This window comes from Pararhizobium sp. A13 (genome assembly GCF_040126305.1).
Taxonomy (GTDB): domain Bacteria; phylum Pseudomonadota; class Alphaproteobacteria; order Rhizobiales; family Rhizobiaceae; genus Pararhizobium.
On the sequence record NZ_CP149511.1, the window covers coordinates 427,174 to 453,495 of the forward strand.

A 26,322-nucleotide genomic window follows, 5' to 3' on the forward strand; every position below is an offset into this window, starting at 1 on the left:
TCAGCAGTTCTCCAGAACGACGATGATATCGCCGGCTTTGACGTTTCTTCCTGGCCCGGCGCGCAGATCGCGGACACGTCCTGGGGCGTGGGCGGTGATGTTGATTTCCATTTTCATGGATTCGATGATGGCGACCGTATCGCCGGCGGCGACTGACGCACCCGGTTCGACCAGCAGCTTCCAGATGTTGCCCGGAACGCTGCTGGCGAGGCCGAAACAGTCGGCTGGAATATCACCGTCGAGCATTTCGCCCGTGCCTTCGTCGCTGACGAAGCTGTCGAGACCTGCGTCCTTCCAGCTTTGCCGTTCAGTCTCGAAAGCAGCCTGCTGCGTCGCCTTGAAGCGGGCGATCGATCCCGCGTTCGCCTGCAGCTCCTCTTCATAGGCAGCATAGGAGAATTCCGTCTCCTCGATCTTGACCGGATAGCCTCCATGCGGAAAAGCCGCACGTGCTTCCGTGAGTTCCTGATGGCTGACTGGAAAGAAACGGATCTGATCGAAGAAGTTGAGCAGCCATGGCTTGCCTTTGGCGAATGCGGGCGTTTGTCGCCAGGTATTCCAGACCTGTATGGTGCGGCCGAACAACTGGTAGCCGCCGGGGCCCTCCATGCCATAGATGCACATATAGGCGCCGCCGATACCGACGGCATTTTCCGGCGTCCAGGTACGGGCTGGATTGTACTTGGTGGTGACGAGGCGATGGCGCGGATCGACAGGCGTTGCAACCGGTGCGCCAAGATAAACATCCCCGAGGCCCAGTACGAGATAGCTCGCGTCGAAGACGATATCCTTGACGGCCTGCTCGTCGGGAAGGCCGTTGATCCGCCGGATGAACTCGATGTTTGACGGGCACCACGGGGCGTTCGGGCGGACCAGCTCCTGATACTTGCGCATGGCAAGCTCTGCGTCGGGATCGCTCCACGACAGCGGCAGGTGGATGATGCGGCTTGGTACCGTCACCTCATGGGCGGATGGAAGCATCATCTCGATATCTGCCAGCAATCCAAGCAGACGCCTCCGTGACAGTGTCGTTCCGTCATAGTGAATCTGCAGCGAACGGATGCCGGGTGTCAGGTCGATCAGGCCGGGAAGGCGGGCTTCAATGACGGCGTTCATCAGGAGATGCACACGCAGGCGCAGAGCGATATCGAGCGCCATCGGTCCATATTCGACAAGCAGATTGTCGTCGCCCTGACGGCGGTAGACGACCGAGACTGGACCGTCATCGCGTGTTCCGACAATTGCTGAACCGGCATCCGCGTCCGACCGATGGACAGCGGGACTGGCGACAGGATCGTCCGGGCGGGCGAGGGGGTGAAAGCGGATATGGTCACCGGGCTTGAACTGGCCCATCTTCCACTGTTCGTCGCGGGCAATCACCGCCGGGCAGACGAAACCGCCAAGGCTCGGCCCATCTGGGCCGAGGATGATCGGCATGTCGCCGGTGAAATCGATCGCACCGACCGCATAGGCATTGTCGTGCAGGTTGGAGGGGTGAAGCCCCGCCTCGCCACCGTCAGGCCGCGCCCATTTCGGTGCAGGGCCGATAAGGCGGACGCCGGTTCGGGCACTGTTGAAGTGTACCTCGTAGGGGACGGAAAAGAGCGCATGGATATCGCTCGGCTGAAAGAAATCGGGAGCACCGTGCGGTCCGTAGACGACGCCGACCTGCCAATCACGGGTCAGTTCGGCGGGCTCGCCGGCGGGCTCCACCGGTTTGTCGGGAGCGTGTCGCGCGAGGTGCAGCACATGGCCGGTTTTCAGCGTGCCGGTGGCGTTTCCGCCGAACTGGCCGAGGCCGAAGGTGGCACGCGAGCCGAGGACGACAGGCGCCGCAAAGCCGCCAGAAACTGCGAGATAGGCGCGCTGGCCGGGTCCCTCGATGGAGCCGATCGAGAGCACCTGCCCTGCCCGGATCGTCAAGGCCGTATCATGCGGCACCCTCACTCCATCGCAGGTCATCGCCATAGGCGCTCCTGCAAGCGCAATCACCGCATCCCTGTAAAGACGCAGCGTCGGACCGGAGACGGTCAGTTCCAGTGCGGCAGTCGTGTCAGCGTTGCCTGCGAGACGGTTCGCATGACGGAAGGAGCGTTCATCCATCGGTCCGCTCGGCGGCACGCCCACATGCCAAAGACCGAGGCGACCCGGCAGTTCCTGGATGCTGGATTGAGCACCGGGCGACAGGACCTCAATGATGTCCGGGACGAAATCAAAATCGCGCAGCGCGGTCGTCGCCACCTTGCCGCTTGCGAGCAGCTCCGAAGCGGCGATTTCCCGCAGATAATCCAGATTTGTCTCGATGCCTGCGATCGAGGTTCGCGAAAGCGCCGCCTGCAGTTTCGCAATTGCCGCTGGCCGGTCTTCTGCCGCGACGATCAGCTTTGCCAGCATCGGATCGTAGAACGGCGTCACCTCAGTCCCGGTTTCGATCCAGCCGTCGATGCGGGCGCTTTCGGGAAACACAACTTCCGTCAACAGGCCGGCGCTGGGGCGGAAATCCGCATGCGGCATCTCGGCGTAAAGCCGGACTTCGATCGCGGCGCCATTGGGCACCAGCGAACTGCTGCTAGCGAGCACATTCTCGCCTGCCGCCTGCCGTATCATCCATTCGACAAGGTCGATGCCAAAGACGGCTTCGGTGACGGGATGCTCGACCTGAAGCCGGGTATTGACCTCGAGGAAGTAGAATTCCTCGCGTGCCGGATCGTAGATGAACTCGACGGTGCCTGCCGACGCGTAGGATACCGAAGCCCCCAGATCGACGGCAGCCTTGTGAAGCTGAACCCGCGTGGCAGCCGAAAGGCCGGGAGCGGGGGTTTCCTCTACCACCTTCTGGTTTCTTCGCTGCAGCGAGCAATCCCGTTCACCCAACGCCACGACATTGCCCTTGCCATCGCCGAAGATCTGCACCTCGACATGGCGGGCGTCGGCAACGAAGCGCTCGATATAGACACGCGCATCGCCGAAGCTGGCGCGCGCCGTGCGCTGCACACTATCGAAAGAGGCTTTCAACGCCGCCGCATCGGCGCAGAGCTGCATGCCGATGCCGCCGCCTCCGGCGGTACTTTTCAGCATCACCGGATAGCCGATCGCCTCGGCGGCCGCGAGGGCTACGTCGGCGTCGGAAAGCAGGTCCGTGCCGGGCAGCAGCGGCACGCCGCTCGCCTTTGCCAGTTCCCGGGCCGTGTGCTTCAGCCCGAACGAGGAAAGATGTTCCGCGCGCGGACCGATAAAGGCGATGCCTTCGGCAGCGAGCCGCTCGGCAAAGCCGATATTCTCGGACAGGAACCCGTAGCCCGGATGCACGGCTTCCGCGCCTGTGGCCTTGCAGGCGGCGACGACTGCGTCCACGTTCAGATAACTGTCGCTCGCGGGTGCGGGGCCAAGGCGAACGGCTTCATCGGCAAGAAGTACCGGCATGGCGAAACGGTCGGCGTCGGAATAAACGGCAACCGACGCAATGCCCATTTTTTTCAATGTCCGGATGACCCGGACGGCGATTTCGCCGCGATTGGCGATGAGGATTTTCTTGAACATGCGTCAGACCTCGGTGTCCGCGGTCGCATCCCATATGAGGACCCGGATCGGCGTCGGATCGAAGCCGTTGCAGGGATTGTTGACCTGCGGGCAATTGGAGATCACGCACAGCACGTCCATCTCGGCCACCAGTTCGACATAATCGCCGGGCGAGGACATGCCGTCGACGATCGTCATCTCGCCGTTCGGCTTGATCGGGACGTTCATGAAGAAATTGATGTTCGGCACGATGTCGCGCTTGCTCATGCCGTGCTTCGTCACTTCCAGGACGAAATTGTCGCGGCACGCATGGAGATACCTGGTACCGTGGCCGAAGCGAACGGTGTTGCTTTCGCACGAGCAGGCTCCGGCGGATGTATCGTGACGGCCACAGCTGTCGGCCGTCATCGTCAGCATGACGTTGTCTTCGTTCGACATGATCCGAGTGCCGGTGCCGACATAGGCCGTGCCCTGTTCGCGCAGCGTATCCTGGTTGGAATAGCGCTCGGAAAAATTATCGGCGCGGTAAAAGAGCGTATCGATCGCTTGTTGGCCGTAGCTGTCCTCGATCCGGATTGTCTGCCCCTTGCGCACGATACCTGACCACGGAGCTTCCGCCGGGATGAAATGATCTCCAACGGCGTTTTCGAGCGAGCGGTCTGCGGAGGTCTGAATGAAATCGGTCATTGTTCGGTCCTCCTCAGGCGAGCATCATGGCGTTGTTCTCGAAGCCGCGAATGGCTTCGGCCGTGGCAGTGCGGGGCAGGTCGTCCGCCGCGGGTGCAGCACACAGGAAACGTGTCACGCTGATCGGTGCCGGCGCATAGCTAGGGGCGGGATCAAGCGGATGCGGGCAGTTGGAGAGGCCGACCAGTAGATCCATCTCGGCACGCAATTCGGCGTAATCGCCGCTGTTGGATCGCTTTCCACGCCAACCGAAAGCCCCCGTGTCGTCGATGCCGACGGGCGCAAACAGATTGAGGACCGCCGGAATATCGCGACGATCAAGGCCGAGCTTGCCTGCAACGAGTACGAAATTGTCCCGGGTGTTTCGGGTCTTGACGCCGGGATATTTCGCGGCGTTCGAGGCGGCCGTCGATCCCCCCATCAGGCAATCGTGAGCGCCGGAACTATCCTCAATCATTGAAAACATGACGCGGCCCATATCCGAGAAGATCACGCGGCCCTTGCCGAGCGCCGTCGTCCATTGGACCTTTGCGGTATCCACCAGGTTGAGCCTCTCACTGGTGTCCGACGCGTTCCAGGCGATCAGGGCGACGGTCGATCCGCCGTCCTGCTGGTCGATGCGCAGCGCCTCGCCGCGCTTCAGGAGCGTCGACCAGTACCAGCCGCCGGGAATGGTTTCCTGGTGGATGACGGTTGTTGCTTCGATTGCCGATGCAGGCAGGATGCTGGGCGCCGGAAACGCCTTCGGCGCAAACTCCAGCCCCTTCTTCTGATGCTCTTCGTAACGCTGCCGGTTGGCGGCGATTTCTTCCTGGGAACGTCTGACGTGCATGGCTATTTTTCCTCTGACGGACTGAAAGCCGGGTCGTCCCGACGAGGGCCCAGAGAAATGACCGGGCCGTCCCGGTCAGGGCTGAAGATCGACCGTTCGCCCGCAAGCCGCGGCGGCCAGATTGCAATATCCCTGGTGATGGTCGCGCCGTAGCGCTCCTTCTCCTCGGGACGGTTGCGCGGGCGCTCGAACGCGACGACCCGGGTGGCAAGCGTAAATGCCTCGCGCATGTCGTGCGTGACCATGACGACGGTCATCTGCGTTTCGTGCCAGAGCCGTTTCATCAAGGTGTGGATTTCTGCTCGGATACCAGGATCGAGCGCGCCGAACGGCTCGTCGAGAAGCAAGACCTTCGGCTTCATGATCAGCGCCTGCGCCAGCGCCAACCTTTGCTGCATGCCGCCGGAAAGCTGTGCCGGATATTTACCCTCCGCGCCCGAAAGGCCGACTTCGGCAATCATCTGGCGGGCTTCTTCGATGGCGCTGCGCCGTGCCGCACCAAAGAGCTTTGCGGTGTGGCGGGAGCCCGAAAACTCCATGCCGAGCAGCACATTGCCGAGTACGGTCAGATGCGGGAAGACCGAATAGCGCTGGAAGACGACGCCACGATCCGGTCCCGGTTCGGGCGGCAGCGGTTTGCCGTCGATAAGGATCGTGCCTCTCGTTGCGCGCTCCTGGCCAAGCAGCATGCGCAGGAAAGTCGACTTGCCGCAGCCAGATGGTCCGACGAGCGCAACGAACGCACGGGAGGTGACCGTCAGCGACACATTCTCCAGCACGACCTGGTCGCCATATTCCTTCCAGACACTCTCGATGACAAGTTCGCTCATGCCTGCTTCTCCAGTTCGGACCAGGGGAAGACGGCGATGCGAATGCGGTCGAGGATGATGTTGGTCACGACGGCGAGCAGCGTGATCCAGACGACATATGGAAAGATCACGTCCATCGACAGGTAACGGCGGACGAGAAAGATGCGGTAGCCGAGCCCGGAGTCCGACGAGATCGCTTCTGCGGCGATGAGGAACAGCCAGGCCGGGCCTAGTTGCAATCTGAGGCAGGTGATGAGCCGCGGCAGGATCTGCGGCAGCACGACGCGGAGCGCAATTTGCCACGACGAACCGCCGAGTGTTTCGGCCTTGACGATTTGTTCGCGCGGCAGTTCCAGCGCCTTGAGGGCAAGGTCGCGGATCATGGCCGGCGCAACGCCGATGACGATCAGCGCGATCTTCGAGGTCTCTCCAAGGCCCATCACGATGAAAAGTATCGGCAACAGCGCAAGCGGCGGTACCATCGAAATGACTGCAACGAAGGGTGCGAGCAGTGCCCGAAGATAGGGCAGCATGCCGATAGCCATGCCAATCAGCAGCGCCGTCACCGTCGAAATTCCGAGGCCGCTGAAGAGGCGTATCAGGCTCGCGGCCGTATCGGACCACAGTAGATATTCGCCGGTGCGCGCATCCGGCAGGAAAGCCAGCCGGTTGATGGCGTCGGCAATGCCGGCGAGGCCGGGCAGCAGTTTGTCGTTGGCATTCCCGGCTAGCCGCACGGCCGATCCCGCACTGTAGGCAGCAATCAGCAGCACGAAGGGCAAAAGCATCAGGGCGAACTGCGCGCCTCGGCTCGGCCTGGTGTTGATCCAGCGCATGAACATGGCTCCGCGGGCGAAAGGAAGGGAGTGGCACAGTCAAGCCGCGCCACCGGTCGTCGCAACGCTCAGAGCGTGCCTTCAGCCGCAGTCTTCATGTAGGTTTCGGTGAAACGCAGCTTGATGTTGGCGCTGTCGCCGAGAACCTTTCCGTCGGGCATTTCAATACCAATAACGTCTGCCGAGGCAGCACCGCTACCGAGCAGGCCCTTCTCGAACAGGAAGGTCCGAACGAGGTCCATTGTTTTCGGCAGGCTTGGCGAAGAGGTGAATGCCACTGCGTCAGCGGGTTTGGCGAACAGCTTGGTGGCTGCCATCTGGGATTCGAAGCCTTTGAGGTCCGTACCGGAGGCCGAGCCCATCGCTTCCCGCGCCGCCTTGCCTTCGGCGCTGTCTGCTGTCATCAGTGCTGCAGTTTCATACCAGATTCCTGCCAGCGCCTTGCCGAAATCCGGATTGTCCTTCAGCACGTCGGTGTTCGCCACCATCAGATCAATGATTTCGCCGGGGATCTGCGAGCTGTCGAAAACCTTCTTGGCCGTCGAATTTTTCAATATTGTTTCGACGAGGGGGTTCCAGGTGACCACCGCCGTGACATCCGCCGTCTCATAGGCGGCAACCATGTCGGCGTCGGATGTGTTGACCACTTTTACATCCTGCTCGGACGATTTGATGCTTTCAAGCGCCCGTGCCAGCAAGTAGTGGGAGACGGAAAATTCAACGAGGTTGACGTTCTGCCCCTTCACATCGGCTAGGCTTGCCTTGTCCTTGAGGATGACGGCGTCATTGCCGTTCGAAAAGTCGCCGACGATGACCGCGGTGGTATCGACGCCGCCGGCGGCCGGGATGGAGAGGCCGTCCATGTTGGTGAGCGTCACCGCGTCGAAGGCACCGGCCGTATACTGGTTCATCGACTCGACGTAGTCGTTGAACTGGGTGACTTCGATATTGATTCCGTATTTGTCCGCCCACTTCTTGACGATGCCATGATCTGCAGCATAGCCCCACGGCATCCAGCCGACGTAGATCGACCAGGCGACTTTGAAATCTGTCTTGGGCGCGGCCGTGGCAGCGCAGGCCATGCCAAATGCCAGCGATGCCGTGAGTGCTGTGATCGAAAGTAGTTTCGAAAAAGTCTGCATTGAAATTCCCCTTTTGCGTTTCTTCAAAAAGGGATCGGCATGGACCATCGCGCCGCCAATCCCTTGGCTAACGAGGTCTCCCGGGCTTTTGTCCCGCCGTGCACCCGGCGGGATGTCTCCCCAACCGGTGGTAGCTCTCGGACCAGCACGCTTCAATAAGCGCCGGAACCCTAGCCACCAACTCTGCAATGAAACAAGCAAAGCCTGTGCCAATTGGTAAGACTTTGATTTTTTGTGAATGTGTGGAGCGATCAAACGTCCGGCCGTGTGAAGTGCATGCAGTTGCCCATTCTTTGGGCGCCTTCACGCCTCTTAAGTCATCACGCTTTTCACCTGATCTCGAATCTAAGAAGAATGCTTGGGCGACGGCTGAGTTATCGTCGCGTCTGTCGACCTGCCTTTTGATAGGTTTATTTCGCATGTGCGAAACACAGCGATTACAGCGGCGAGAATGTCAAAAAAGTATCGGTTTGACAGAAACTGCGTAGTAGCGAGATCCATTGAGAGTGACTAGGTTTTATTCGTCGCAGAACGCGAGCCGGGATTGCCTTTGGAGGAGGCGATCAAACTGGGGCGACAAGTTCAAGTCAGCGCGGGGAGGAAAGCAATATGAATCCAGACCTGGAGCTCGTCCAGATCGGACGTGGAGAATCGTTCAAGGCTTGGGAACATGGTTATCCCTTCCACACGGTTCGCTGGCATTTTCATCCCGAATACGAGATCCATCATGTCGTTGAGACAAGCGGGCGGTACTTTGTCGGAGATTTCATTGGGGAGTTCGGGCCAGGTAATCTCGTCCTGACGGGCCCCAATCTGCCGCACAATTGGGTGAGCGATATACCGGCCGGCACATGCGTGCCACTTCGCGGAAGAGTCGTCCAGTTCACGGAAGCGTTCTGTTGCGATGCGATCAACCTGTTCCCGGAGTTCGCGGGGTGTTTGCCTGTTCTTGAACTCAGCCGGCGCGGGGCGCTTTTTCCTGCGAACACTGCATCGATCGTCGGGCCGCTCCTTGCGGAACTGGTGATCGCAAAAGGGCTGCGGCGTCTGGAACTGTTTATGGGGGTATTGCGCGCCATGAGTTCGGCCGAGGGAACGCAGTCTCTTGCCAGCGCAAGATATATGCCTGATCCGTCAGGTTTCATGTCGGCGGGAGTGAATCAGGCGCTCGCCTACATCAACAGCCACCTGACCGAACCTTTTACGGAAGGTGACCTCGCCGACCTGACCGGGCAAAGCCCGAGCGCATTTTCACGCAGTTTCCGTCGCCATACTGGCATGGCGCTCGTGCAGTACGTCAATCGGCTTCGGATCAATTTCGCATGCCACCTGTTGATGAGCAGGTCAGAGGTGTCGATCACCGACATCTGCTTTTCGGCCGGGTTCAACAACATTTCCAATTTCAATCGCCAGTTCCTGGCGCAAAAGGGCATGGCTCCCTCGCGCTTCAGGACCTTGCTGGCGAAGAACGTAAGAGCGGTGGAGGCCGCCTAAAAGGGAGGACGGGAGGAGTAAGACACATCGTAGGAAAAAGGGGAGCGGATCGCAACAGCGATTCCGTGCGTGAGATCGCTTGTCCTGAACACCGGTATCTCGAGGTCGAGACGGTCACGCCCGTGCATGCAGCGATACCTCTTGAGCTTGAGCAATCGAGCGGGAACTTAACAAACGTCATAGCCATTGAAAATGGAGAAAACCCAATGACACAATTTGCAATGAAAATGATCGGAGCGGCCACGCTTGTCGCCGGCCTTCTCGGCGGTGCTTCCGCCTTCGCACAGTCCGGCTCAACGGTCGCATTCCTGATGCCTGACCAGGCCTCCACCCGTTACGAGGAGCACGACTATCCGGGCTTTGCCGCAGAAATGAAAAGGCTCTGCGCCGACTGCAAGGTGCTCTACCAGAACGCCGGTGCCGACGCCTCGCGCCAGCAGCAGCAGTTCAACGCGGTGATGTCTCAGGGCGCCAAGGTGATTGTGCTTGATCCGGTCGATTCGACTGCCGCAGCATCGCTCGTCAAGCAAGCACAGGCCCAAGGCGTAAAGGTGATTGCCTATGACCGTCCCATCCCGGATGCCAAGGCCGACTTCTACGTTTCCTTCAACAATGAAGGTATCGGCAAGGCGATCGCGGATTCTCTTGTAGAGCACCTGAAGGCAAAGGGCGTATCTTCGGCTGACGGCGGGGTGCTCCAGATCAACGGTTCGCCCACCGACGCTGCGGCCGGATTGATCAGGAAAGGCATCCACGCTGGTCTTGACAACAGCGGGTATGAAATCCTTGCCGAATACGACACTCCGGAATGGGCTCCGCCGAAGGCGCAGCAATGGGCGAGCGGCCAGGTCACGCGCTTCGGCAGGAAAATCGTCGGCATCGTAGCTGCGAACGACGGCACCGGCGGCGGTGCAATCGCCGCTCTCAAGGCCGCCGGCGTGGATCCAGTTCCGCCGGTTACCGGCAACGACGCAACGATCGCAGCACTTCAGCTGATCATCGCCGGCGACCAGTACAACACGATCTCGAAGCCAAGTGAGATCGTTGCGGCAGCCGCCGCCAACGTCGCGATGGAACTGCTTGCCGGAAAGACGCCGAAGGCTGAAATGACGTTGTACGACACGCCCTCGCAGCTTTTCACCCCGGCCGTCGTCACCGCCGAGAACCTGAAAGCCGAGATCATCGACAAGAACATCCTCAAGGCTGAGGAGCTCTGCGTCGATCGTTATGCAGATGGCTGCAAGGCGCTCGGAATTGGCGGCTGATCGGTTTTGAACGCAACCCTCTGGTCGTCTCTTGCGCGGCTGGAGGGTTCCTATTGCAACCGGTCAAATCGAAAGGCTTGCCACGCATGACTGACACTTTGAACCACACAGACCCGTCGGGTGAGCTGGTGCTCAGCCTGCGCGGTATTTCCAAGAATTTCGGCGCCGTTTCGGCACTGACCAACATCGATCTCGATGTGCATGCGGGCGAAGTGGTTGCGCTTATCGGCGATAACGGCGCCGGAAAATCGACCCTCGTCAAGACGCTCGCCGGAGTGCATCAGCCGACGTCCGGCACCATTACCTTCTGCGGCAAGCCTGTGACGCTGACAGACCCGAGCGCGGCGCTCAGTCTCGGCATTGCGACGGTGTTCCAGGACCTTGCGCTCTGCGAGAATCTGGACGTGGTTGCCAATATCTTTCTCGGTCGGGAGCTCAACAGGTTTCAGCTTGACGAAACGGCCATGGAAGTCCGGTCCTGGAAGCTACTGAACGAGCTTTCGGCGCGCATCCCGAGCGTGCGTATTCCGATCGCTTCGCTTTCCGGTGGACAGCGCCAGACCGTCGCGATTGCCCGCTCGTTGCTGCTCGAGCCAAAGCTTATCCTTCTGGACGAGCCCACGGCGGCGCTCGGCGTGGCGCAGACGGCTGAGGTGCTGAACCTGATCGAACGGGTTCGCGACCGTGGCCTCGGGGTGATCATGATCAGCCACAACATGGAAGACGTTCGCGCTGTTGCCGATCGCATCGTCGTGCTGAGGCTTGGCCGCAACAACGGGGTCTTCACACCTGACGCATCAAATCATGAGCTCGTCGGAGCGATCACGGGCGCAGCAGACAATTCGGTCTCCCGACGAGCCGGACGCCGAAATACGCACCAGCAAATCTCCGAGGGGGGACAGGTATGACCGGAACGACCAAGGAAACCGCAGGCGTTGCGATGATGTTGGATCGCGGCGACATCCGTCTGAAACATGAGGCCGGCTTTGGCGGCGGGTTCCGTGCCTTTATCGATCGCGTAAGGTCAGGTGATCTCGGGTCATTGCCGGTCGTCGTCGGGCTTCTGTTGATCTGGACTGTTTTCGCCAGCCTCAATCCGGTCTTCCTGTCCAGCAACAATCTTGTCAACCTGCTTTTCGACTGCTCCACCGTGGGCGTGATTGCGCTCGGCATCGTCTGTGTGCTGATGGTTGGCGAGATTGACCTTTCCGTCGGCTCGATCAGCGGTTTCGCCTCGGCAATGGTCGGCACGCTTTGGGTCAACCAGGGCTGGCCGGTCGCGCTTGCCATCCTTGCGGCCGTGACCTTCGGTGGAGTGATCGGCTCTATCTACGCGCTGCTTTTCAATCGCCTGGGTATGCCGAGTTTCGTTTCGACACTTTCGGGTCTACTCGCCGTTCTGGGCATGCAACTCTATATTCTCGGCTCCACCGGTTCGATCAATCTGCCCTACGGTTCCGCTCTCGTGAACTTTGGCCAGATGCTGGTCATGCCGCGTCCTATGGCCCATGTTCTTGCGGCAATGCCGGGCATCATCCTTTTGGTGACGAGCAGTCGCACGATCAATCGCCGCCGCGAGGCCAACCTTTCCGCACCTTCGCTCGGGAGCATCATTGGTCGCGTTGCGGCTATCACAATTCTTCTGGAATTCATCGTCCTTTATCTCAACCAGGATCGCGGGATCCCGTGGATGTTCGGTCTCTTCGTCGGACTGGTGATGGTCATGAATTACGCGCTGACGCGCACGCAGTGGGGGCGTTCGATGACCGCCGTTGGCGGCAACCGCGAGGCCGCGCGTCGCGCTGGCATCAACGTCCGGTGGATCTACACCAGCGCCTTCGTGCTCTGCTCGATGCTCGCCGCTCTCGGTGGCGTCCTGGCTGCGGCGCGCCTCGCATCCGCAAGTCAACAGGCGGGAACCGGCGACGTCAATCTGAATGCCATAGCGGCAGCCGTGATCGGCGGAACAAGCCTCTTCGGCGGTCGCGGCAACGCATATTCCGCGTTGCTCGGGATCATCGTCATCCAGTCGATTGCCAACGGGCTGACGTTGCTCGATCTGTCGTCGTCGCTTCGTTACATGATCACCGGCGCCGTTCTCGCCATAGCTGTCATCGTCGACTCTCTGGCGCGCCGGTCGCGGGCTTCCCACGGTCGCGCCTGATACAACGACAATCGCTACGTAAGGATTTTTATGAGACAGGAACTTTCTGGCAAGGTTGCAGCGATTACCGGAGCCGCCTCGGGGATCGGCCTTGAATGCGCCAAATTGCTATTGCGGGAGGGTGCAAGCGTCGCCCTCATCGACAAAGCCGAGGAGACCCTGAAGACCGTGTGTTCGGATTTGGGTCCGCAAGCCTTTCCCTTGGTCGTCGATCTTGCCAAACCACCAAGTGTCTCGACGATGATGCCCCGCATCTTGGAGAGGTTCGGAAAACTCGATATCTTCCATGCAAATGCGGGTTCCTACATCGGTGGGGACGTCGTGGATGGTGATCCTGATGCCTGGGACCGGATGCTGAACCTCAACATCAGCGCTGCCTTCAGGTCCGTGCAAGCGGTACTGCCACACATGGTTGAGAGGAAGACGGGCGATATCATCATGACAAGCTCAATCGCCGGCCTGGTTCCGGTGGTCTGGGAGCCGATCTACACCGCATCCAAACACGCGGTCCAGGCTTTCGTTCATACGGTCAGGCGACAGGTCGCAAAGCACGGCATTCGCGTCGGCGCGGTTGCGCCAGGGCCTGTCGTCACTGCACTCATCAGCGATTGGCCTCAGGAAAAGCTCGACGAGGCTATTGCTTCGGGCGGGTTGATGGAGGCGACCGAGGTGGCGGAAGCCGTGCTGTTCATGCTGACGCGGCCCCGAAACGTCACAATCCGCGATCTCGTCATCCTGCCGCTCAGCACGGACCTTTGACGATGGCACGTTTCTTCATCGGTATCGACGTTGGTACAGGCAGCGCACGGGCAGGGGTTTTTGACGAGCGCGGCGGCCTTTTAGCGTCAGCAAAGCGACCGATCACGATCTGGCATGAGGCCGGTAGCATCGTGGAGCAGTCCAGCGAGCAGATCTGGCGAGCGGTCTGTGACAGCGTCAGGGAGGCGGTCGGCGAGGCGGGCGTCGCGATCGGCGATATGGCCGGTCTCGGCTTTGACGCGACCTGCTCGCTGGTCGTCGTCAAGGCGGATGGCTCGCCCGTGGCGGTCGGTCCATCCGGGGACCCGAACCGCAATATCATGGTCTGGATGGATCATCGGGCGGCGGGCGAAGCGGCCGAAATCAATGCGGGAAATCATGGAGTTCTGAAATACGTCGGGGGACGGATTTCTCCGGAAATGGAGACGCCGAAACTGCTTTGGTTGAAGCGTAACATGCCGGAGTCCTTTGCCGCCGCCGGCCACTTTTTCGATCTCGCCGACTATCTAACCTGGCGCGCGACGGGCTCGTTGAGCCGTTCGAATTGCACGGTGACGTGCAAATGGACCTACCTTGCGCACGAAAGCCGTTGGGATAGGGACTATTTCGAGAGGATTGGTCTTGGCGAGTTCGTTGTGAACGGATTTGCCAGAATTGGCACCGACATCGTCGAACCTGGGACGACGCTTGGTCGCGGCCTGACCGAGGCGGCTGCAACGGACCTGGGCCTCAAACCGGGAACGGCTGTCGGGGCGGCCCTGATCGATGCCCATGCAGGCGGCATCGGAACGCTGGGAGGCGCCATCGCCGGCGTCAGCGCCGACATCGGACGCAGATTGGCGTATATTTTTGGAACATCGGCCTGTTCGATGGCGTCAAGCAAAGAACCTATCTTCGTTGAGGGTGTGTGGGGGCCATACTATTCCGCCATGGTCCCTGGCCTCTGGTTGAACGAAGGCGGGCAATCGGCAGCCGGAGCCGCAATCGATCATCTCGTGGCCATGCATCCCGCATCGTCGCCGGCGTGCCTTCAAGCCGAAGCGGCCGGACTGTCGCTGGTCGCCTGGCTCGAAGGCGAGGCCACGAAGATGTGTGCAGGCCTTGAGGACGCGGTCACGATCGCAGGATCCATCCACGTGGTCCCCGAATTCCTTGGAAACCGGTCTCCCCACGCCGATCCCGATGCCCGGGCGATCATCGCGGGACTTAGTCTTGATGCAAGCATTTCCGATTTGGTGTCTTTCTATGTCGCCGGGCTGTGCGGTATCGGCTATGGGCTGAGACAGCTGCTTGTAAAGCTCGCTGACGAGGGAATTCCGATTGAGCTGATTGTCGCAAGTGGAGGCGCCGCGCAAAGCGATCTTGTCCGCCAGCTTCTGGCTGACACGACCAATGTGCCCGTCACGTTCGCGGATACCGCCGAGCCCGTGTTGCTGGGTTCGGCCATGCTGGCGGCAGTGGCGGCAGGCCGCTACTCGACGCTGGCAGACGCCATGGTGGCGATGTCGACTATCTCGCGGGTGTACACGCCTGCAGGAGGTGCCATCGAGGCGGCGCATCAGGCGCGATATCGCGTGTTCGAGAAATTGCAATCCGTCGCGCGGGAGATCCGAGCTGAGTCATCGCACAAATAAGACGGCCTTTTTTTGTGTTGAATCGTGACGAGGCTGGGACACCGGATCCTGATTGGGCGGGCACCTGATCTGCGGTCGCCAAGCGTTTGTTCGGGAAACCACTCCCTCCGCCCCGCCGCCAAAGGAAACCGCCTGACGTTCAAATCAGCCCGTATTGCCGGGCCTTGTTGCGTAGGAAAGGCAGGCCATTGCCCATCACTTCCGCCTCGTCCTTCGCCACGGGACGCCAGACTGCAAGGCCATAGGCCACTTGGGGCGGCATGTTGATGAAGCTTTCCATCGCCAGCCCGCCCTTGAAGCCGATGGCCGCGAGTGCCGCGTAGATCTCATTCCAAGGGATGTTGCCGTAGCCCGGTGTGCCGCGATCGCTTTCCGAAAGATGGATGTATCTCAGGTGATCGCGTGCATCGAGAATGCCGTTGGCGGCACCCTTCTCCTCGATATTCATGTGATAGGTGTCGAGATGAACGAAAATATTCTCGGCACCGACACGCTCAATCATGTCCACCGCCTGGCGGGCGGTGTTGATGAGATGATTTTCGTAGCGGTTTACCGCCTCGACGCCGAGTTCGATACCCTTCGACTTGGCATGTTTGGCGGCCGCCTGCAGGGCGCGCGCGATATTATCGTATTCGCCTTGCGTCGGCGGGACGCCAGTGCGCTCGCCGATCCCTCCGAAGATCACGCCTGAGAGCGCCTCCGCGCCCATTTCCGCGGTCTTGTCGATGGCAACCTTCAGGTGTTCAATCGCGGCGTCGGGACGAACGGAGGCCCATGCGCTTTCCGGCAGGCCAAGCGAACAAACAGCACGCAGCTTGTGCTTTTCCAGGAGAGCCCTGGTATGCACGGCATCGACGGCTGGAGCATTGAGGAGCGCAATCTCGATGAAATCCATCTCGTACTTGACGGCCGCGGCTATCGCCTTTTCCGCCCCGGCGCGATCCCAATTCATGGTCCACATGCTGGTATGAACCCCAAAACCTTCCATGTGTGTTATCCCTTTTTCCGTTTGAGAAATTTGAGGTGCCCGGCGGCAAAGCGCAGGATCATCACGCCGATGAGGAGGATGCCCCAGACCGCCGTCGCCAGATGCTGGTTGGCACCCATGAGGTTGAGACCGGATGCCAGAAGCTGCAGAACAACGAGCGCGACGAAGACGGGAATGACTCGGCCGAAACCGCCAAATGGATTGACGCCGCCGAGGAAGCAGGCAAGCACGGTGATCAGCAAATAGGATTCGCCATGGCCGACGCGCACGGAATTGAACCGGGCAAGCATGATGATGCCGGCGATCGCGCACATGGCGCCCGACAGCGTATAGACCAGCACCAGAACCTTGCGCGTATTGACCCCCGAATAGCGCGCCGCCTCGATGTTCGAGCCGATCATGTAGGTGTTGAAGCCAAGCTTCATCCGGGTGAGCAGCAAATGCCAGATCGCCACGCAGCCGACGAAGATGATAAGCGGAACCGGAAAACCGAGGATACTGCCATGGCCGAGCGGCTGAAGGAAAGCCGGAAAACCCGAAACATCGCCGCCACGCGTCAAAAACTCACCAAGCCCGCGCAGGAAGATCATCATCGATAGCGACACCAGGATAGGATGCGCGCGGGTGTAGGCAATCACCAGTCCCATCACCACGCCGCTGAGAGCCCCGACGCCGATGCCCAGCACGCAGCCGAGAAGGAAGGCGAACGGTCCTGCATCCACGCCGCCGTTCTGCTGCAGCACCCACGCTACAGTCAGGCCGGCGATATTGGCGGTGAAGGTAATGGCAAGATTGAGGCCGCCGGTCAGCACCGGCAGCAGCATGGCAAGTGTCAGAAGTCCCAGTTCAGGCAGTTGGAAAGCGACCGAGCCGAAGGTGGCCCGGCTTAGGAACTGTGGCGAAGCCAGACTGAAGAACAGCAGGACAGCAAACAGGGCAAATCCCGGCCCGGCCATTTCCGGCCCGAGGAAAGCTCTGGTGCGGTTGACGATTGCGGTCACTTGCGGCCTCCGTCCTGGCGCATGAATGGCAGCAGCTTTTCTATGTTGGTATTCGAAAGGGTGATGGCGACCAGGATAATGGCGCCCACGATCATCTTGAAGGCGAAGGGCGAGACACCCGCTAGGTTGAGCCCGTTTTGGGTGATGGAGATGAGCAGCACGCCCAGCACGCAGCCGAGCACGGAGCCCTTTCCGCCGCCAAGACGCGCACCGCCGAGCACTACGGCGGCAAGCACGTCCAACTCGCGGCCGTATAACGCGTTGGGAACGACCTCCTGTGCATAATGGGCCTGAATCAAACCTGCGATACCGGCCATCAGACCAAGCCAGCCGAAGGCGATGAACTGCATCGCGCCTGTATTGATTCCGAAACGACGCGCCCCTTCTGGGTTATCGCCGAAAGCATAGAGCTGCCGTCCTGTGGTCGTTCGGGTAATAAACAGCCAGGTGGCGACGACGCAAATGAACATGACCAGCACCGGCAGGGTAATCTCGATCCAGCTCCCGTCCGCCATCTCATGCTCGAACAGGATAACGCGGGTGGTCAGCCAATCTGGCAGATTGTAGATCGACACGCCGCGCGTGAAAAACATCAACAGCCCGAAGAAAATGTTGAAAGTGGCAATGGTCGCCACGATCGAAATGATCCGGAATTTATGAATAAGGAACGCGTTGATAGCGCCCAGCAGAATTCCGAGCCCGCCGGCGATGATCAAACCGCTCATCCAGCTGCCGCCGCCCATCCATCCGAGCAGGATGGCCGTGACGTATTGAACCACGGAGGCAGCGACCGCGAAGGAGATGTCTATACCTCCGGCGATCAGCACGACGAGGAGGCCGACGGCGAAAATGATATTGACGGAGCTGATATTGAGCAAATCGAACGCGTTTCCGAGCGAGAAAAAACGGTCGGTGATTATCGACAAGAACAGGCTGATGATGGCGATGACCGCGAGCAGAGCAAATTCCGTCGCATGGGATTGAATGGCCTTACGCATAGACGGCAGCCTCGATGTCGTGAAGCGCGCAGTCACGCGGCGTGAAGCAGTTGGCGATACGACCCTTTGCCATATGCAGCACGCGGTCCGCATGAAAATAGACCTCCGGCACCTCGTCGGAGATCAGGATGATCGCAAGACCGCTGTCGGCGAGTTTGGCGACGATATCGAAGATGCCGGCGCGCGCGCCGACATCGACGCCGACGGTCGGGGCATCGAGAATGAGCAGTTTCGGATCGGTCGCCAGCCACTTGGCGATGGCGACGCGCTGTTGGTTACCGCCCGAAAGGGTCGAAATCGCATCGTTCTGCTTGCCGATCTTGACGCCGAGATCGGCGATCCATCGGGCAACCAAGTCTTGTTTGCAGCTGTCGGACAACAGCCCTCCGGACATGATGCGGTCAAGCGACGCGATCACCAGATTGTCTGCGATCGATTGCGGCTGGATGAGGCCGAGCGACAGCCGGTCCTCGGAGAGATAGGCGATGCCGGCTGAGACGGCGTCGCGATTGGAGGAAAAACGCACCTGCTTGCCTTCAAGCCGGATTGTGCCGGCTGTCGGTTTTAGCATGCCAAACAGGGACAGCGCGAGTTCGGTGCGCCCGGCGCCGAGCAGGCCGGTAATGCCCAGCGTCTCACCGCGCCGCACGCTAAAGGAAATATCCTCGAACTGGCCGGGGCGGGAGAGCCCCTCGACCTCCAGCACCAACGGATTGCGGCTGATGTCGCGGACACGGATCGCCTGGTCAAAGGTCTTGCCGGTCATCAGCTCGGTGATGCGCGACTGGGTCATGCCGGTTGTCGGATAGACGCCGACAAGCGCGCCGTCCCTCAAGACTGTCAACCGGCTCGAAATCTCCAGCACCTCGGCCAAACGGTGACTGACGAACACGACTGCAACGCCTGATGCCGAAAGTGTGCGCACGATATCGAGCAGATGGTCGGTTTCCGATTGGGTCAGCGAGGCGGTTGGCTCGTCCATGAAGACGAGCTTCGCTTCCCCTATAAGGGCGCGTGCGATCGCCACGATCTGGCGCTTGGCAATCGCATAGTCCTTGAGCGGAAGATCGACATCAAGCGTGACGCCGAGCCGGGCCAGAGCCTTCATCGCCGTTTCGCGCATATCGTTATAGTTGACGAAGCGCGGCCAGCGGCCAAGCACGGTCTGAAAGGCGATGTTCTCGGCAACGGTCATTTCCGGAAACAGGGCAAGGTCCTGCCAAATGACCTGGATGCCAGCGGCCTGCGCCGTAACTGGCGACATGTGCGAATAGGTCTGCCCGTCGTACTCGATGACGGCACCGGATTGAGCGCGATAGACGCCGGTGATGATCTTGATCAGCGTGCTTTTACCAGAGCCATTTTCGCCCGCCAGACAATGCACTTCCCCCGGCAGAACGTCGAAGCTGACGTTCTTCAGCGCCTTGACGCCGCCGAAGGTCATGTTGATGTTGCGCAGGGACAGAAGCGGTGTTTGACCGCCGTCCAAGCTTGCTCGTTCGATCATTGTATCAACCTGTATATTCCTGGGCACCGCCGAGCCGGCCGAAGCCGACCCAGCAGCCCGGGAGAACGCGTTCTGCGGACGTTTACAGGCCCATACCTGCGAGTTCGTCCACAGTGTCCTTGTTGATCGGCAGTAGTTGATCGACAATGATGTCATTGCCGACCGGCTTGACGACACCCAGACCTTCGATCTCGTCACCATCCTTCACCGAACCGCCCTTGATCAGACGGTCGGCCAGGGTAACAAAAACCTCGCCGGCCTGTTTCGGATTCCACATGAACCCGCCGGAAATGGCGTCCGACTTGATCAGCTTCTGTCCCTGTCCTGGTGAGAACGGGCCGAGCACGAAAATCTCTCCGGTCTTGCGGCGTTCTTCGACGGCGCGGCCGGCCCCAATCGGTCCCTGGCTGCCGAATGCCAGGAAGCCCTTAAGGTCGGGATGGGCAGAGATAAGATCGAGCGCGGTCGACCTGCTCTTATCGACGTCTTCAGCCACGCCGTAGCGTTCGCCAACCAGCTTCATGTCGGGATAGTTCGCCTTGATATAGGCGATAGCCGCATCGGCCCAGGCGTTGTGCAGCGGAACGGTGAGCGAGCCGACGAACACGGCATATTCACCCTTGCCGCCCATTTTCTCTGCCAAAAGCTTGGCATGGGCTTCGCCGAAACCGGTGGAAGAGGCCAGTTCGAAATTCCAGTCAGCGCCTTTCTGGCCAGGTGACTCGTGCGTAATAACGATGATGCCCTGGTCCTTGGCTTTCGTCAGGACCGGCTCGAGAACTTTTGCGTCGTTCGGTACGACGCCGATGACTTTGACGCCCTGTGCGATCAAATCTTCGATTGCACGAACCTGAAGGGCCGGATCGGCGCTGGTCGGCCCAACCATGAAGGCGTCGAGACCGAGTTTCTCGCCCTGCGACTTGATGCCGACCTCCATCGCGTTGAACCACGGAATGCCGCCGATCTTGACGACAACGCCGACCTTGTCAGCAGCAAGCGCTGCAAATGAAACGCCAAGCGACAACGACGCGGCAAGAGCCGCGATTAGAAATCTTCTCATGCTAAATCCTCCTCCAAACGTTTCCGCACAGGGAAACACTCCCGAGCCACCCGGCTGGCGGTCCCTGTCCATTCAGTCCAGCCAGACGCGGGTATCGCATCCTCCAGATACCGCCTCCTCAAGCGGACCTCGACATGCACAATCGATATTTCTTTCTTGCACAATCGATGGTGCAAATAATATGTTTTGGATTTAAACTTTCGTCAAGGGGAAATTGGCACTAAGGAAACGGCTGGAGGATGGGATGAAGCAACAGGGGAAAAAAAAGGCGACGATCTATGATCTTTCGATCCTGTCCGGCTGCTCCGCCTCGACTGTCAGCGCCGTCCTGAACGGCACCTGGCGCAAGCGACGTATCAAGGAAAGCACGGCGGAACTCATTCAGAACCTCGCCGAACAGCACCAATACACCGCCAACCTGCAGGCCCGGGGGCTGCGCAAGTCCCGTTCAGGATTGGTCGGCTTGCTGCTACCAGTGCACGATAACCGCTACTTTTCGTCCATGGCGCAGACTTTCGAGGCGCAGGTGCGCAGTCACGGCAAATGCCCGATCGTCGTGAGCGCCTGCCGTGACCCCCAGGAAGAGCTGTCGACCGTTGAAACCTTGATTTCCTATTCCATCGATGAGCTTTTTATCGCCGGCGCAACCGATCCGGATAGCGTTCATATTCTTTGCGAGGCGGCTGGCATCCGTCACATCAATATTGATCTGCCAGGGACTAAGGCGCCATCGGTCATCAGTGACAACTACCAGGGAGCCCGGATGCTGACGGAGGCGATCATCCAGCGTTTTGATGCCTCCGACCCTTTGAAGCCGGAAGAGCTTTTCCTGTTCGGCGGCCGCAACGACCACGCCAGCAGCGAGCGCATCAGAGGCTTCCGCGATATCAAGACGGAATTGCTCGGCGCGGACATGGATGCCTGCATCCAGCCGACCGGCTATTCGCCGAACATGACACAAAAGGCCTTCGAGGTCTTCTACGAGCGGCAGGGGAAACTGCCGCGCGGGCTGTTCATCAACTCGTCGATCAACTTCGAGGGCCTGCTCCGCTTCATGGCACGGCACCCCCATGAGACCTTCGCGGACATTGTCGTTGGTTGTTATGACTATGACCCCTTCGGTTCATTCCTGCCCTTTCCGGTCATCATGATCCGGCAGGATACCGAGAGTATGCTCGCCAAGGCATTCGAGCTCATCGAGGAAAGCCGGCCGGCGGTCAAAATTCACTTGATACAACCGGAATTGGTTCATCCGCGTACGGCACTGGAAGGTCCTCTCGATTCGATCAGGGATATCGACGTTTGATGCCGCAGTTGCGAAAGCCCTTGGCGATGCAGCGATGCATTGACACTGGGCTTGACAGAATGATGGGCCGGCGAAGCCACGTGTAGCCGTCGTCAACCCGGCAGCGGTCGCGGTATGAGGCGGTCATAGGGCGACTTTGGGAGACCTGTCGTTCTACCTTGACGGGTCGTCGCTGGATCGAACCAAGCACTTGGCGCAGACGCGCGCCCATCTGCTGCGTCCCTTTTTCAGCGATGAACATGCAGAAGCGGGCAAGATGATTGATGGTCGCTCGAAAGCAGCTGGACTTGCGTGTTCGCCTTCGCGCCAATCGACCTGCGGGTGCGCTTCAAAGACCGTCGTCAGGGACGGTCCCCTGGCGTTGTCCTGCCGAAGAGGGAGGTGGTTGAAACATCTGGAGGTTGAGATGCTGGTCCGCGACACCGCACTTTTGTCGCATTACGACCAGCTGGCGGTAGAAAATAAAATGCCATATGGTGGGCTTCGTCGGTTCTTTTCTCTCCTGCGAGAAAAGTATGTGTCTGTGGGAGGACCTTGCTGACCGACCCGCCGCTGTAGCGGCACGTGCCTGTAGGTTATTGATCGTACAGCAGTTACACCGGGTTTCTCGACGTCGTTGGCAGTTGCTTTGGGACAGGGGAGGGAAGCAATGGTTTCGAGCCTGACAATGACCGAACGGCGCTTGGCCCTGGTCATACTCCTGGTGCTCAGCCTGGTGGGCCTGACCATGGGCGTCGTTGGACGCTCTGATCTACTCGGCGTCCAAGGCTTCATCGTTCTCGTTTTCAGTATCGGGATGGCGTTCATCGTCATGTCGGATTTCTATGCTCCCACACCGAACCCAAAGCGGCTGGAGCGCTATTACGACGATCCCACTAAGGCGGGCATCGTGTTGGCGATGATCTGGGCGGTTATCGGCATGTTCGTCGGTGTCTGGGTCGCGGCGCTGCTCGCCTGGCCGGACCTGACCTTCGACGCGGCCTGGGCGAGCTTTGGGCGGCTGCGTCCCGTCCATACCTCAGGCGTCATCTTCGGTTTCGGGGGCAATGCGCTGATCGCCACCTCTTTCCATGTTCTGCAGCGTACCTCGCGGGCGCGGTTGCCGGACCAGCTTAGCCCCTGGTTTGTGCTGATTGGCTACAATCTCTTCTGTCTTGTCGCGGCAAGCGGCTACCTGATCGGCGTCACCCAGTCCAAGGAATATGCTGAACCGGAATGGTATGCCGACATCTGGCTGGTCATCGTCTGGGTGGTCTATTTCCTCATCTACATCCGCACGCTGGCGCGACGGAAAGAGCCGCATATCTACGTCGCCAACTGGTATTACATGGCCTTCATTCTGGTCGTGGCGGTGCTGCATATCGTCAACAACCTCGCCGTGCCGGTATCGTTCGGACATGCCAAGAGTTATTCTCTGTTCTCCGGTGTGCAGGACGCGATGACGCAGTGGTGGTACGGGCACAATGCGGTCGCGTTCTTCCTGACGGCCGGCTTTCTCGGCATGATGTATTACTATCTCCCGAAGCGCGCCGGCCGGCCGATCTTCTCCTACCGGCTGTCGATCATCAGCTTCTGGGGCATCACCTTTATGTATATGTGGGCGGGATCGCACCACCTTCACTATACGGCGCTGCCGCAATGGGTTCAGACGCTCGGCATGACGTTCTCACTGGTGCTTCTGGTGCCGTCCTGGGCGTCGGCCGGCAACGCGCTTGCGACGCTCAATGGCGCCTGGCACAAGGTGCGCGACGACGCGACGCTGCGTTTCATGATGGTTGCCGCGGTCTTTTACGGCCTCGCAACCTTCGAGGGTTCGTTCATGGCGATCCGCGCGGTCAATTCACTGTCCCACTACACGGATTGGACTGTCGGCCATGTCCATGCCGGTGCGCTCGGCTGGGTGGCAATGATCTCCTTCGGATCGATCTATGCGCTCGTGCCCTGGATGTGGAAGCGGGAGACCATGTATTCGCCGAAACTCGTCGAAGTGCACTTCTGGCTGGCGTTGGCCGGGACCATCGTCTACGTCTTTGCCATGTGGAATTCGGGCATCATCCAGGGCCTGATGTGGCGCACCTATAACGAGAGCGGTACGCTCGCCTATTCCTTCATCGATTCCGTATCTGCCATGCATCCTTACTATATCGCGCGCGCCTTCGGCGGCCTGCTATACCTGTTTGGTGCGACCGCAGGATTGTACAATGTCTTGATGACGATTCGTACCGCCCGCACAGCGCTGGCGGAAAGCGAGAGCGAACCGGATATACCGCTCGTTGCGTCGGCGCGCGCGGCTCAGCCGGGGGAGTGATCGGTCATGGCTGAATTCCACCGCAAACTTGAGCGCAGCGCCGTCGGCTTCGTGCTCGCCATTATCGGCGTCTCTGCGATCGGCGGCTTCGTCGAAATCGCCCCGCTGTTTACGATCCACGAAACGGTGGAGGATGCGCCGGACATGCGCGTCTACACGCCGCTCGAACTGGCTGGCCGCAACATCTACATCCGCGAAGGCTGTTATGCCTGCCACTCGCAGATGATCCGCACCCTACGCGACGAGGTCGAACGCTACGGTCCCTATTCACTGGCGGTCGAATCCAAGTACGATCATCCGATGTTGTGGGGGTCGAAGCGTACCGGGCCGGACCTGGCACGGCTCGGAGAAAAGTATTCCGATGACTGGCATGTCGCGCACCTTATCAATCCGCGCGACGTTGCGCCCGAATCGGTAATGCCGAAATATGGCTGGCTGCAGCGCAATGCCTTGAAAATAGACGATCTCGGCGAGCATCTGGCGGCACAGCAAGCGGTCGGCGTGCCCTATACCCAGGAGATGATCGAAAATGCGACCTCCGACGCCTTCGGGCAGGCGAGCCCGGACAGCGACAGGGCGAGCGGCGTCGCCGAGCGTTATGGCGAAGCGACACACGTTCGGGCCTTCGATGGCGATGCGGGTCGCGTCACCGAAATGGATGCGATCGTCGCCTATCTGCAGGTGCTCGGCAAACTGACGGATGCTGCGAGACGGCAGACTGCCTCGGCGGAGAATTAGGATGATGACCCTCGATCATGACGCGATCGTTGCCTTCGCCAAGAGCTGGGGGCTGTTCTACCTGATCGCGATGGCCGTCGGGGTGATGGTCTACGCGCTGTGGCCTTCCAACCGGACGCGTTTCGATCGCGCGAAGAACAGCATTCTCGACAAGGACGACAAGCCATGGAGTTGAACTGATGGCTTCGGAAAAGCTCGATCCCGTCACCGGACGCATGACCACGGGACACGAATGGAACGGCATCGAGGAACTCGATACGCCGGTGCCGCGGGTTGTCCTGTATTTCCTGGCGGCAGGCATGCTGTTTGCCGGCATCTACTGGATATTGATGCCGGCCTGGCCGCTCGGCTGGACCTATACCAAGGGCCTGCTCGGCGCCGATCAGCGCGAGGTTGTGGCGCGGCAGGTCGACAGCGCGACGGCGGCGCGTGCCCAATGGACGGACAAGATCATGACGGCGAGTTTCTCCGAGATAGAGGCAGATGACGCGCTGATGGCCAAAGTGCGTGAGACCGGCCAAGCTCTTTTCCGCGACAATTGCGCTGCCTGCCATGGCATCAATGCGACCGGCGGGCCCGGCTTTCCCGATCTTACGGCAAAGGCTTGGCTCTGGGGTGGCAATCCGGAAACGATCGCGGAGACGGTCCGTGTCGGCATCAATTCGACAAACGAGGACACGCGCGTTTCGCAGATGCTCGCCTTCGGTCGCGACGAGATCCTCGATCGCGAGAAGATCAACGAGGTGGTAAGCTATGTGGAGTCCCTTTCGGCACCGGAAAGGGGCGATGCCGAGACGATCAGGGCGGGTCGCGAGGTCTTCGCGGCCAATTGCGTGGCCTGTCATGGCGAGGATGGCAAGGGCAAGGCCGATGTCGGCGCACCCGACCTGACGGACAGCCACTGGATATACGGCCGCGACCGGCAGTCGATCTATACGACGATCTATGCCGGGCGGCAGGGACATATGCCGTTTTGGGGTGGAAGGCTGTCACCATTGGATATCAAGGTGCTGACCGCCTACGTTCACACGCTCGGAGGCGAGGCGCCATGAGCAGTGCACACGACGGGAAGGCGGTGGCCTGCGGGCCGCGCCCGGTCAGGTGGAGGCGCGTGGCGATAGCGATCGCCGCTGCCGGAGTGCTGCTCTTTGCCGGCGCCAATGCGCATCTGGTCTATGTAGCGGTCGCGTCGCAGCCGGATTGCGTTCTGCCCGCAAATGGCAGTGGTGAAACTGTGAAATTTCAGGCGGCGCAACCCGCTTGCTGACAAGGGAG

23 protein-coding genes and 1 riboswitch are annotated in these 26,322 nt (G+C 60.0%); of the genes, 12 read left to right on the plus strand and 11 right to left on the minus strand.

Going from position 1 to position 26,322, the window contains the following annotated elements:
- From uca to WI754_RS23570, 6 genes are all read right to left on the minus strand, one after another.
- A complete protein-coding gene (uca, locus tag WI754_RS23545; protein WP_341487705.1) occupies positions 1 to 3,540 on the minus strand; it encodes an urea carboxylase in 3,540 nt (1,179 codons plus the stop codon).
- A gap of 3 nt (positions 3,541 to 3,543) precedes the next feature.
- Entirely contained in the window at positions 3,544 to 4,206 is a 663-nt protein-coding gene (locus tag WI754_RS23550) for an urea amidolyase associated protein UAAP2 (protein ID WP_341487706.1), read from the minus strand.
- A 13-nt stretch (positions 4,207 to 4,219) separates the two neighbouring features.
- Complete coding sequence (locus WI754_RS23555; RefSeq protein WP_341487707.1) at positions 4,220 to 5,038, minus strand: urea amidolyase associated protein UAAP1; 819 nt, start codon at positions 5,036 to 5,038, stop codon at positions 4,220 to 4,222.
- Positions 5,039 to 5,040: 2 nt separating this feature from the next.
- Positions 5,041 to 5,868, minus strand: a complete 828-nt coding sequence (locus WI754_RS23560) for an ABC transporter ATP-binding protein (RefSeq protein ID WP_341487708.1) — start codon at positions 5,866 to 5,868, stop codon at positions 5,041 to 5,043.
- Complete coding sequence (locus WI754_RS23565; protein WP_341487709.1) at positions 5,865 to 6,683, minus strand: ABC transporter permease subunit; 819 nt, start codon at positions 6,681 to 6,683, stop codon at positions 5,865 to 5,867. The genes WI754_RS23560 and WI754_RS23565 overlap by 4 nt, the downstream gene beginning before the upstream one ends.
- Positions 6,684 to 6,751: 68 nt before the next feature.
- The gene (locus tag WI754_RS23570; protein WP_341487710.1) at positions 6,752 to 7,825 is read right to left on the minus strand and encodes a putative urea ABC transporter substrate-binding protein; all 1,074 of its coding nucleotides are present in this window, start codon (positions 7,823 to 7,825) and stop codon (positions 6,752 to 6,754) included.
- 75 nt (positions 7,826 to 7,900) lie between these two features.
- A riboswitch (guanidine-I (ykkC/yxkD leader) is annotated at positions 7,901 to 8,010 on the minus strand.
- A gap of 424 nt (positions 8,011 to 8,434) precedes the next feature.
- Between WI754_RS23570 and WI754_RS23575 the strand changes: the two genes are divergently transcribed.
- From WI754_RS23575 to WI754_RS23600, 6 genes are all read left to right on the plus strand, one after another.
- Positions 8,435 to 9,319 (plus strand): AraC family transcriptional regulator, encoded by an 885-nt coding sequence (locus WI754_RS23575; RefSeq protein WP_341487711.1) that lies wholly within the window; start codon positions 8,435 to 8,437, stop codon positions 9,317 to 9,319.
- A gap of 206 nt (positions 9,320 to 9,525) precedes the next feature.
- Positions 9,526 to 10,584: a sugar ABC transporter substrate-binding protein gene (locus WI754_RS23580; protein WP_341487712.1), complete on the plus strand. Its 1,059-nt coding sequence runs from the start codon at positions 9,526 to 9,528 to the stop codon at positions 10,582 to 10,584.
- Positions 10,585 to 10,670: 86 nt separating this feature from the next.
- Positions 10,671 to 11,492 (plus strand): ATP-binding cassette domain-containing protein, encoded by an 822-nt coding sequence (locus tag WI754_RS23585; protein WP_341487713.1) that lies wholly within the window; start codon positions 10,671 to 10,673, stop codon positions 11,490 to 11,492.
- The gene (locus WI754_RS23590) at positions 11,489 to 12,748 is read left to right on the plus strand and encodes a sugar ABC transporter permease (RefSeq protein ID WP_341487714.1); all 1,260 of its coding nucleotides are present in this window, start codon (positions 11,489 to 11,491) and stop codon (positions 12,746 to 12,748) included. The genes WI754_RS23585 and WI754_RS23590 overlap by 4 nt, the downstream gene beginning before the upstream one ends.
- A 30-nt stretch (positions 12,749 to 12,778) precedes the next feature.
- Positions 12,779 to 13,507, plus strand: coding sequence for an SDR family oxidoreductase (locus tag WI754_RS23595; RefSeq protein ID WP_341487715.1), 729 nt, complete (start codon positions 12,779 to 12,781; stop codon positions 13,505 to 13,507).
- A 2-nt stretch (positions 13,508 to 13,509) separates the two neighbouring features.
- The gene (locus WI754_RS23600) at positions 13,510 to 15,141 is read left to right on the plus strand and encodes an FGGY-family carbohydrate kinase (protein ID WP_341487716.1); all 1,632 of its coding nucleotides are present in this window, start codon (positions 13,510 to 13,512) and stop codon (positions 15,139 to 15,141) included.
- 139 nt (positions 15,142 to 15,280) lie between these two features.
- Here the strand turns inward: WI754_RS23600 and WI754_RS23605 are convergent, their stop codons facing one another.
- The 5 genes from WI754_RS23605 to WI754_RS23625 all read right to left on the minus strand — a co-directional run bounded on the left by WI754_RS23605 (position 15,281) and on the right by WI754_RS23625 (position 20,695).
- Positions 15,281 to 16,129 (minus strand): sugar phosphate isomerase/epimerase family protein, encoded by an 849-nt coding sequence (locus tag WI754_RS23605; protein WP_341487717.1) that lies wholly within the window; start codon positions 16,127 to 16,129, stop codon positions 15,281 to 15,283.
- A 5-nt stretch (positions 16,130 to 16,134) separates the two neighbouring features.
- A complete protein-coding gene (locus WI754_RS23610; protein ID WP_341487718.1) occupies positions 16,135 to 17,130 on the minus strand; it encodes an ABC transporter permease in 996 nt (331 codons plus the stop codon).
- Positions 17,127 to 18,128 (minus strand): ABC transporter permease, encoded by a 1,002-nt coding sequence (locus tag WI754_RS23615; protein ID WP_341487719.1) that lies wholly within the window; start codon positions 18,126 to 18,128, stop codon positions 17,127 to 17,129. Before WI754_RS23615 ends, WI754_RS23610 begins: the two co-directional genes overlap by 4 nt.
- Positions 18,121 to 19,635 (minus strand): sugar ABC transporter ATP-binding protein, encoded by a 1,515-nt coding sequence (locus WI754_RS23620; protein WP_341487720.1) that lies wholly within the window; start codon positions 19,633 to 19,635, stop codon positions 18,121 to 18,123. The genes WI754_RS23615 and WI754_RS23620 overlap by 8 nt, the downstream gene beginning before the upstream one ends.
- A gap of 82 nt (positions 19,636 to 19,717) precedes the next feature.
- Complete coding sequence (locus WI754_RS23625) at positions 19,718 to 20,695, minus strand: autoinducer 2 ABC transporter substrate-binding protein (RefSeq protein WP_341487721.1); 978 nt, start codon at positions 20,693 to 20,695, stop codon at positions 19,718 to 19,720.
- A gap of 244 nt (positions 20,696 to 20,939) precedes the next feature.
- On the opposite strand from WI754_RS23625, the gene WI754_RS23630 reads away from it, so the two are divergent.
- The 6 genes from WI754_RS23630 (at position 20,940) to WI754_RS23655 (ending at position 26,314) form a co-directional block, all read left to right on the plus strand.
- Complete coding sequence (locus tag WI754_RS23630; protein ID WP_341487722.1) at positions 20,940 to 22,001, plus strand: LacI family DNA-binding transcriptional regulator; 1,062 nt, start codon at positions 20,940 to 20,942, stop codon at positions 21,999 to 22,001.
- Between the two features lie 649 nt (positions 22,002 to 22,650).
- Complete coding sequence (gene ccoN / locus WI754_RS23635) at positions 22,651 to 24,309, plus strand: cytochrome-c oxidase, cbb3-type subunit I (RefSeq protein ID WP_341487723.1); 1,659 nt, start codon at positions 22,651 to 22,653, stop codon at positions 24,307 to 24,309.
- A gap of 6 nt (positions 24,310 to 24,315) precedes the next feature.
- Positions 24,316 to 25,047 (plus strand): cytochrome-c oxidase, cbb3-type subunit II, encoded by a 732-nt coding sequence (gene ccoO / locus WI754_RS23640; protein WP_341487724.1) that lies wholly within the window; start codon positions 24,316 to 24,318, stop codon positions 25,045 to 25,047.
- A 4-nt stretch (positions 25,048 to 25,051) separates the two neighbouring features.
- Entirely contained in the window at positions 25,052 to 25,222 is a 171-nt protein-coding gene (locus WI754_RS23645) for a cbb3-type cytochrome c oxidase subunit 3 (RefSeq protein ID WP_341487981.1), read from the plus strand.
- A 4-nt stretch (positions 25,223 to 25,226) separates the two neighbouring features.
- A complete protein-coding gene (ccoP, locus tag WI754_RS23650; RefSeq protein WP_341487725.1) occupies positions 25,227 to 26,099 on the plus strand; it encodes a cytochrome-c oxidase, cbb3-type subunit III in 873 nt (290 codons plus the stop codon).
- Complete coding sequence (locus WI754_RS23655; RefSeq protein WP_341487726.1) at positions 26,096 to 26,314, plus strand: hypothetical protein; 219 nt, start codon at positions 26,096 to 26,098, stop codon at positions 26,312 to 26,314. The genes ccoP and WI754_RS23655 overlap by 4 nt, the downstream gene beginning before the upstream one ends.
- The last annotated feature ends 8 nt before the right edge of the window (positions 26,315 to 26,322 follow it).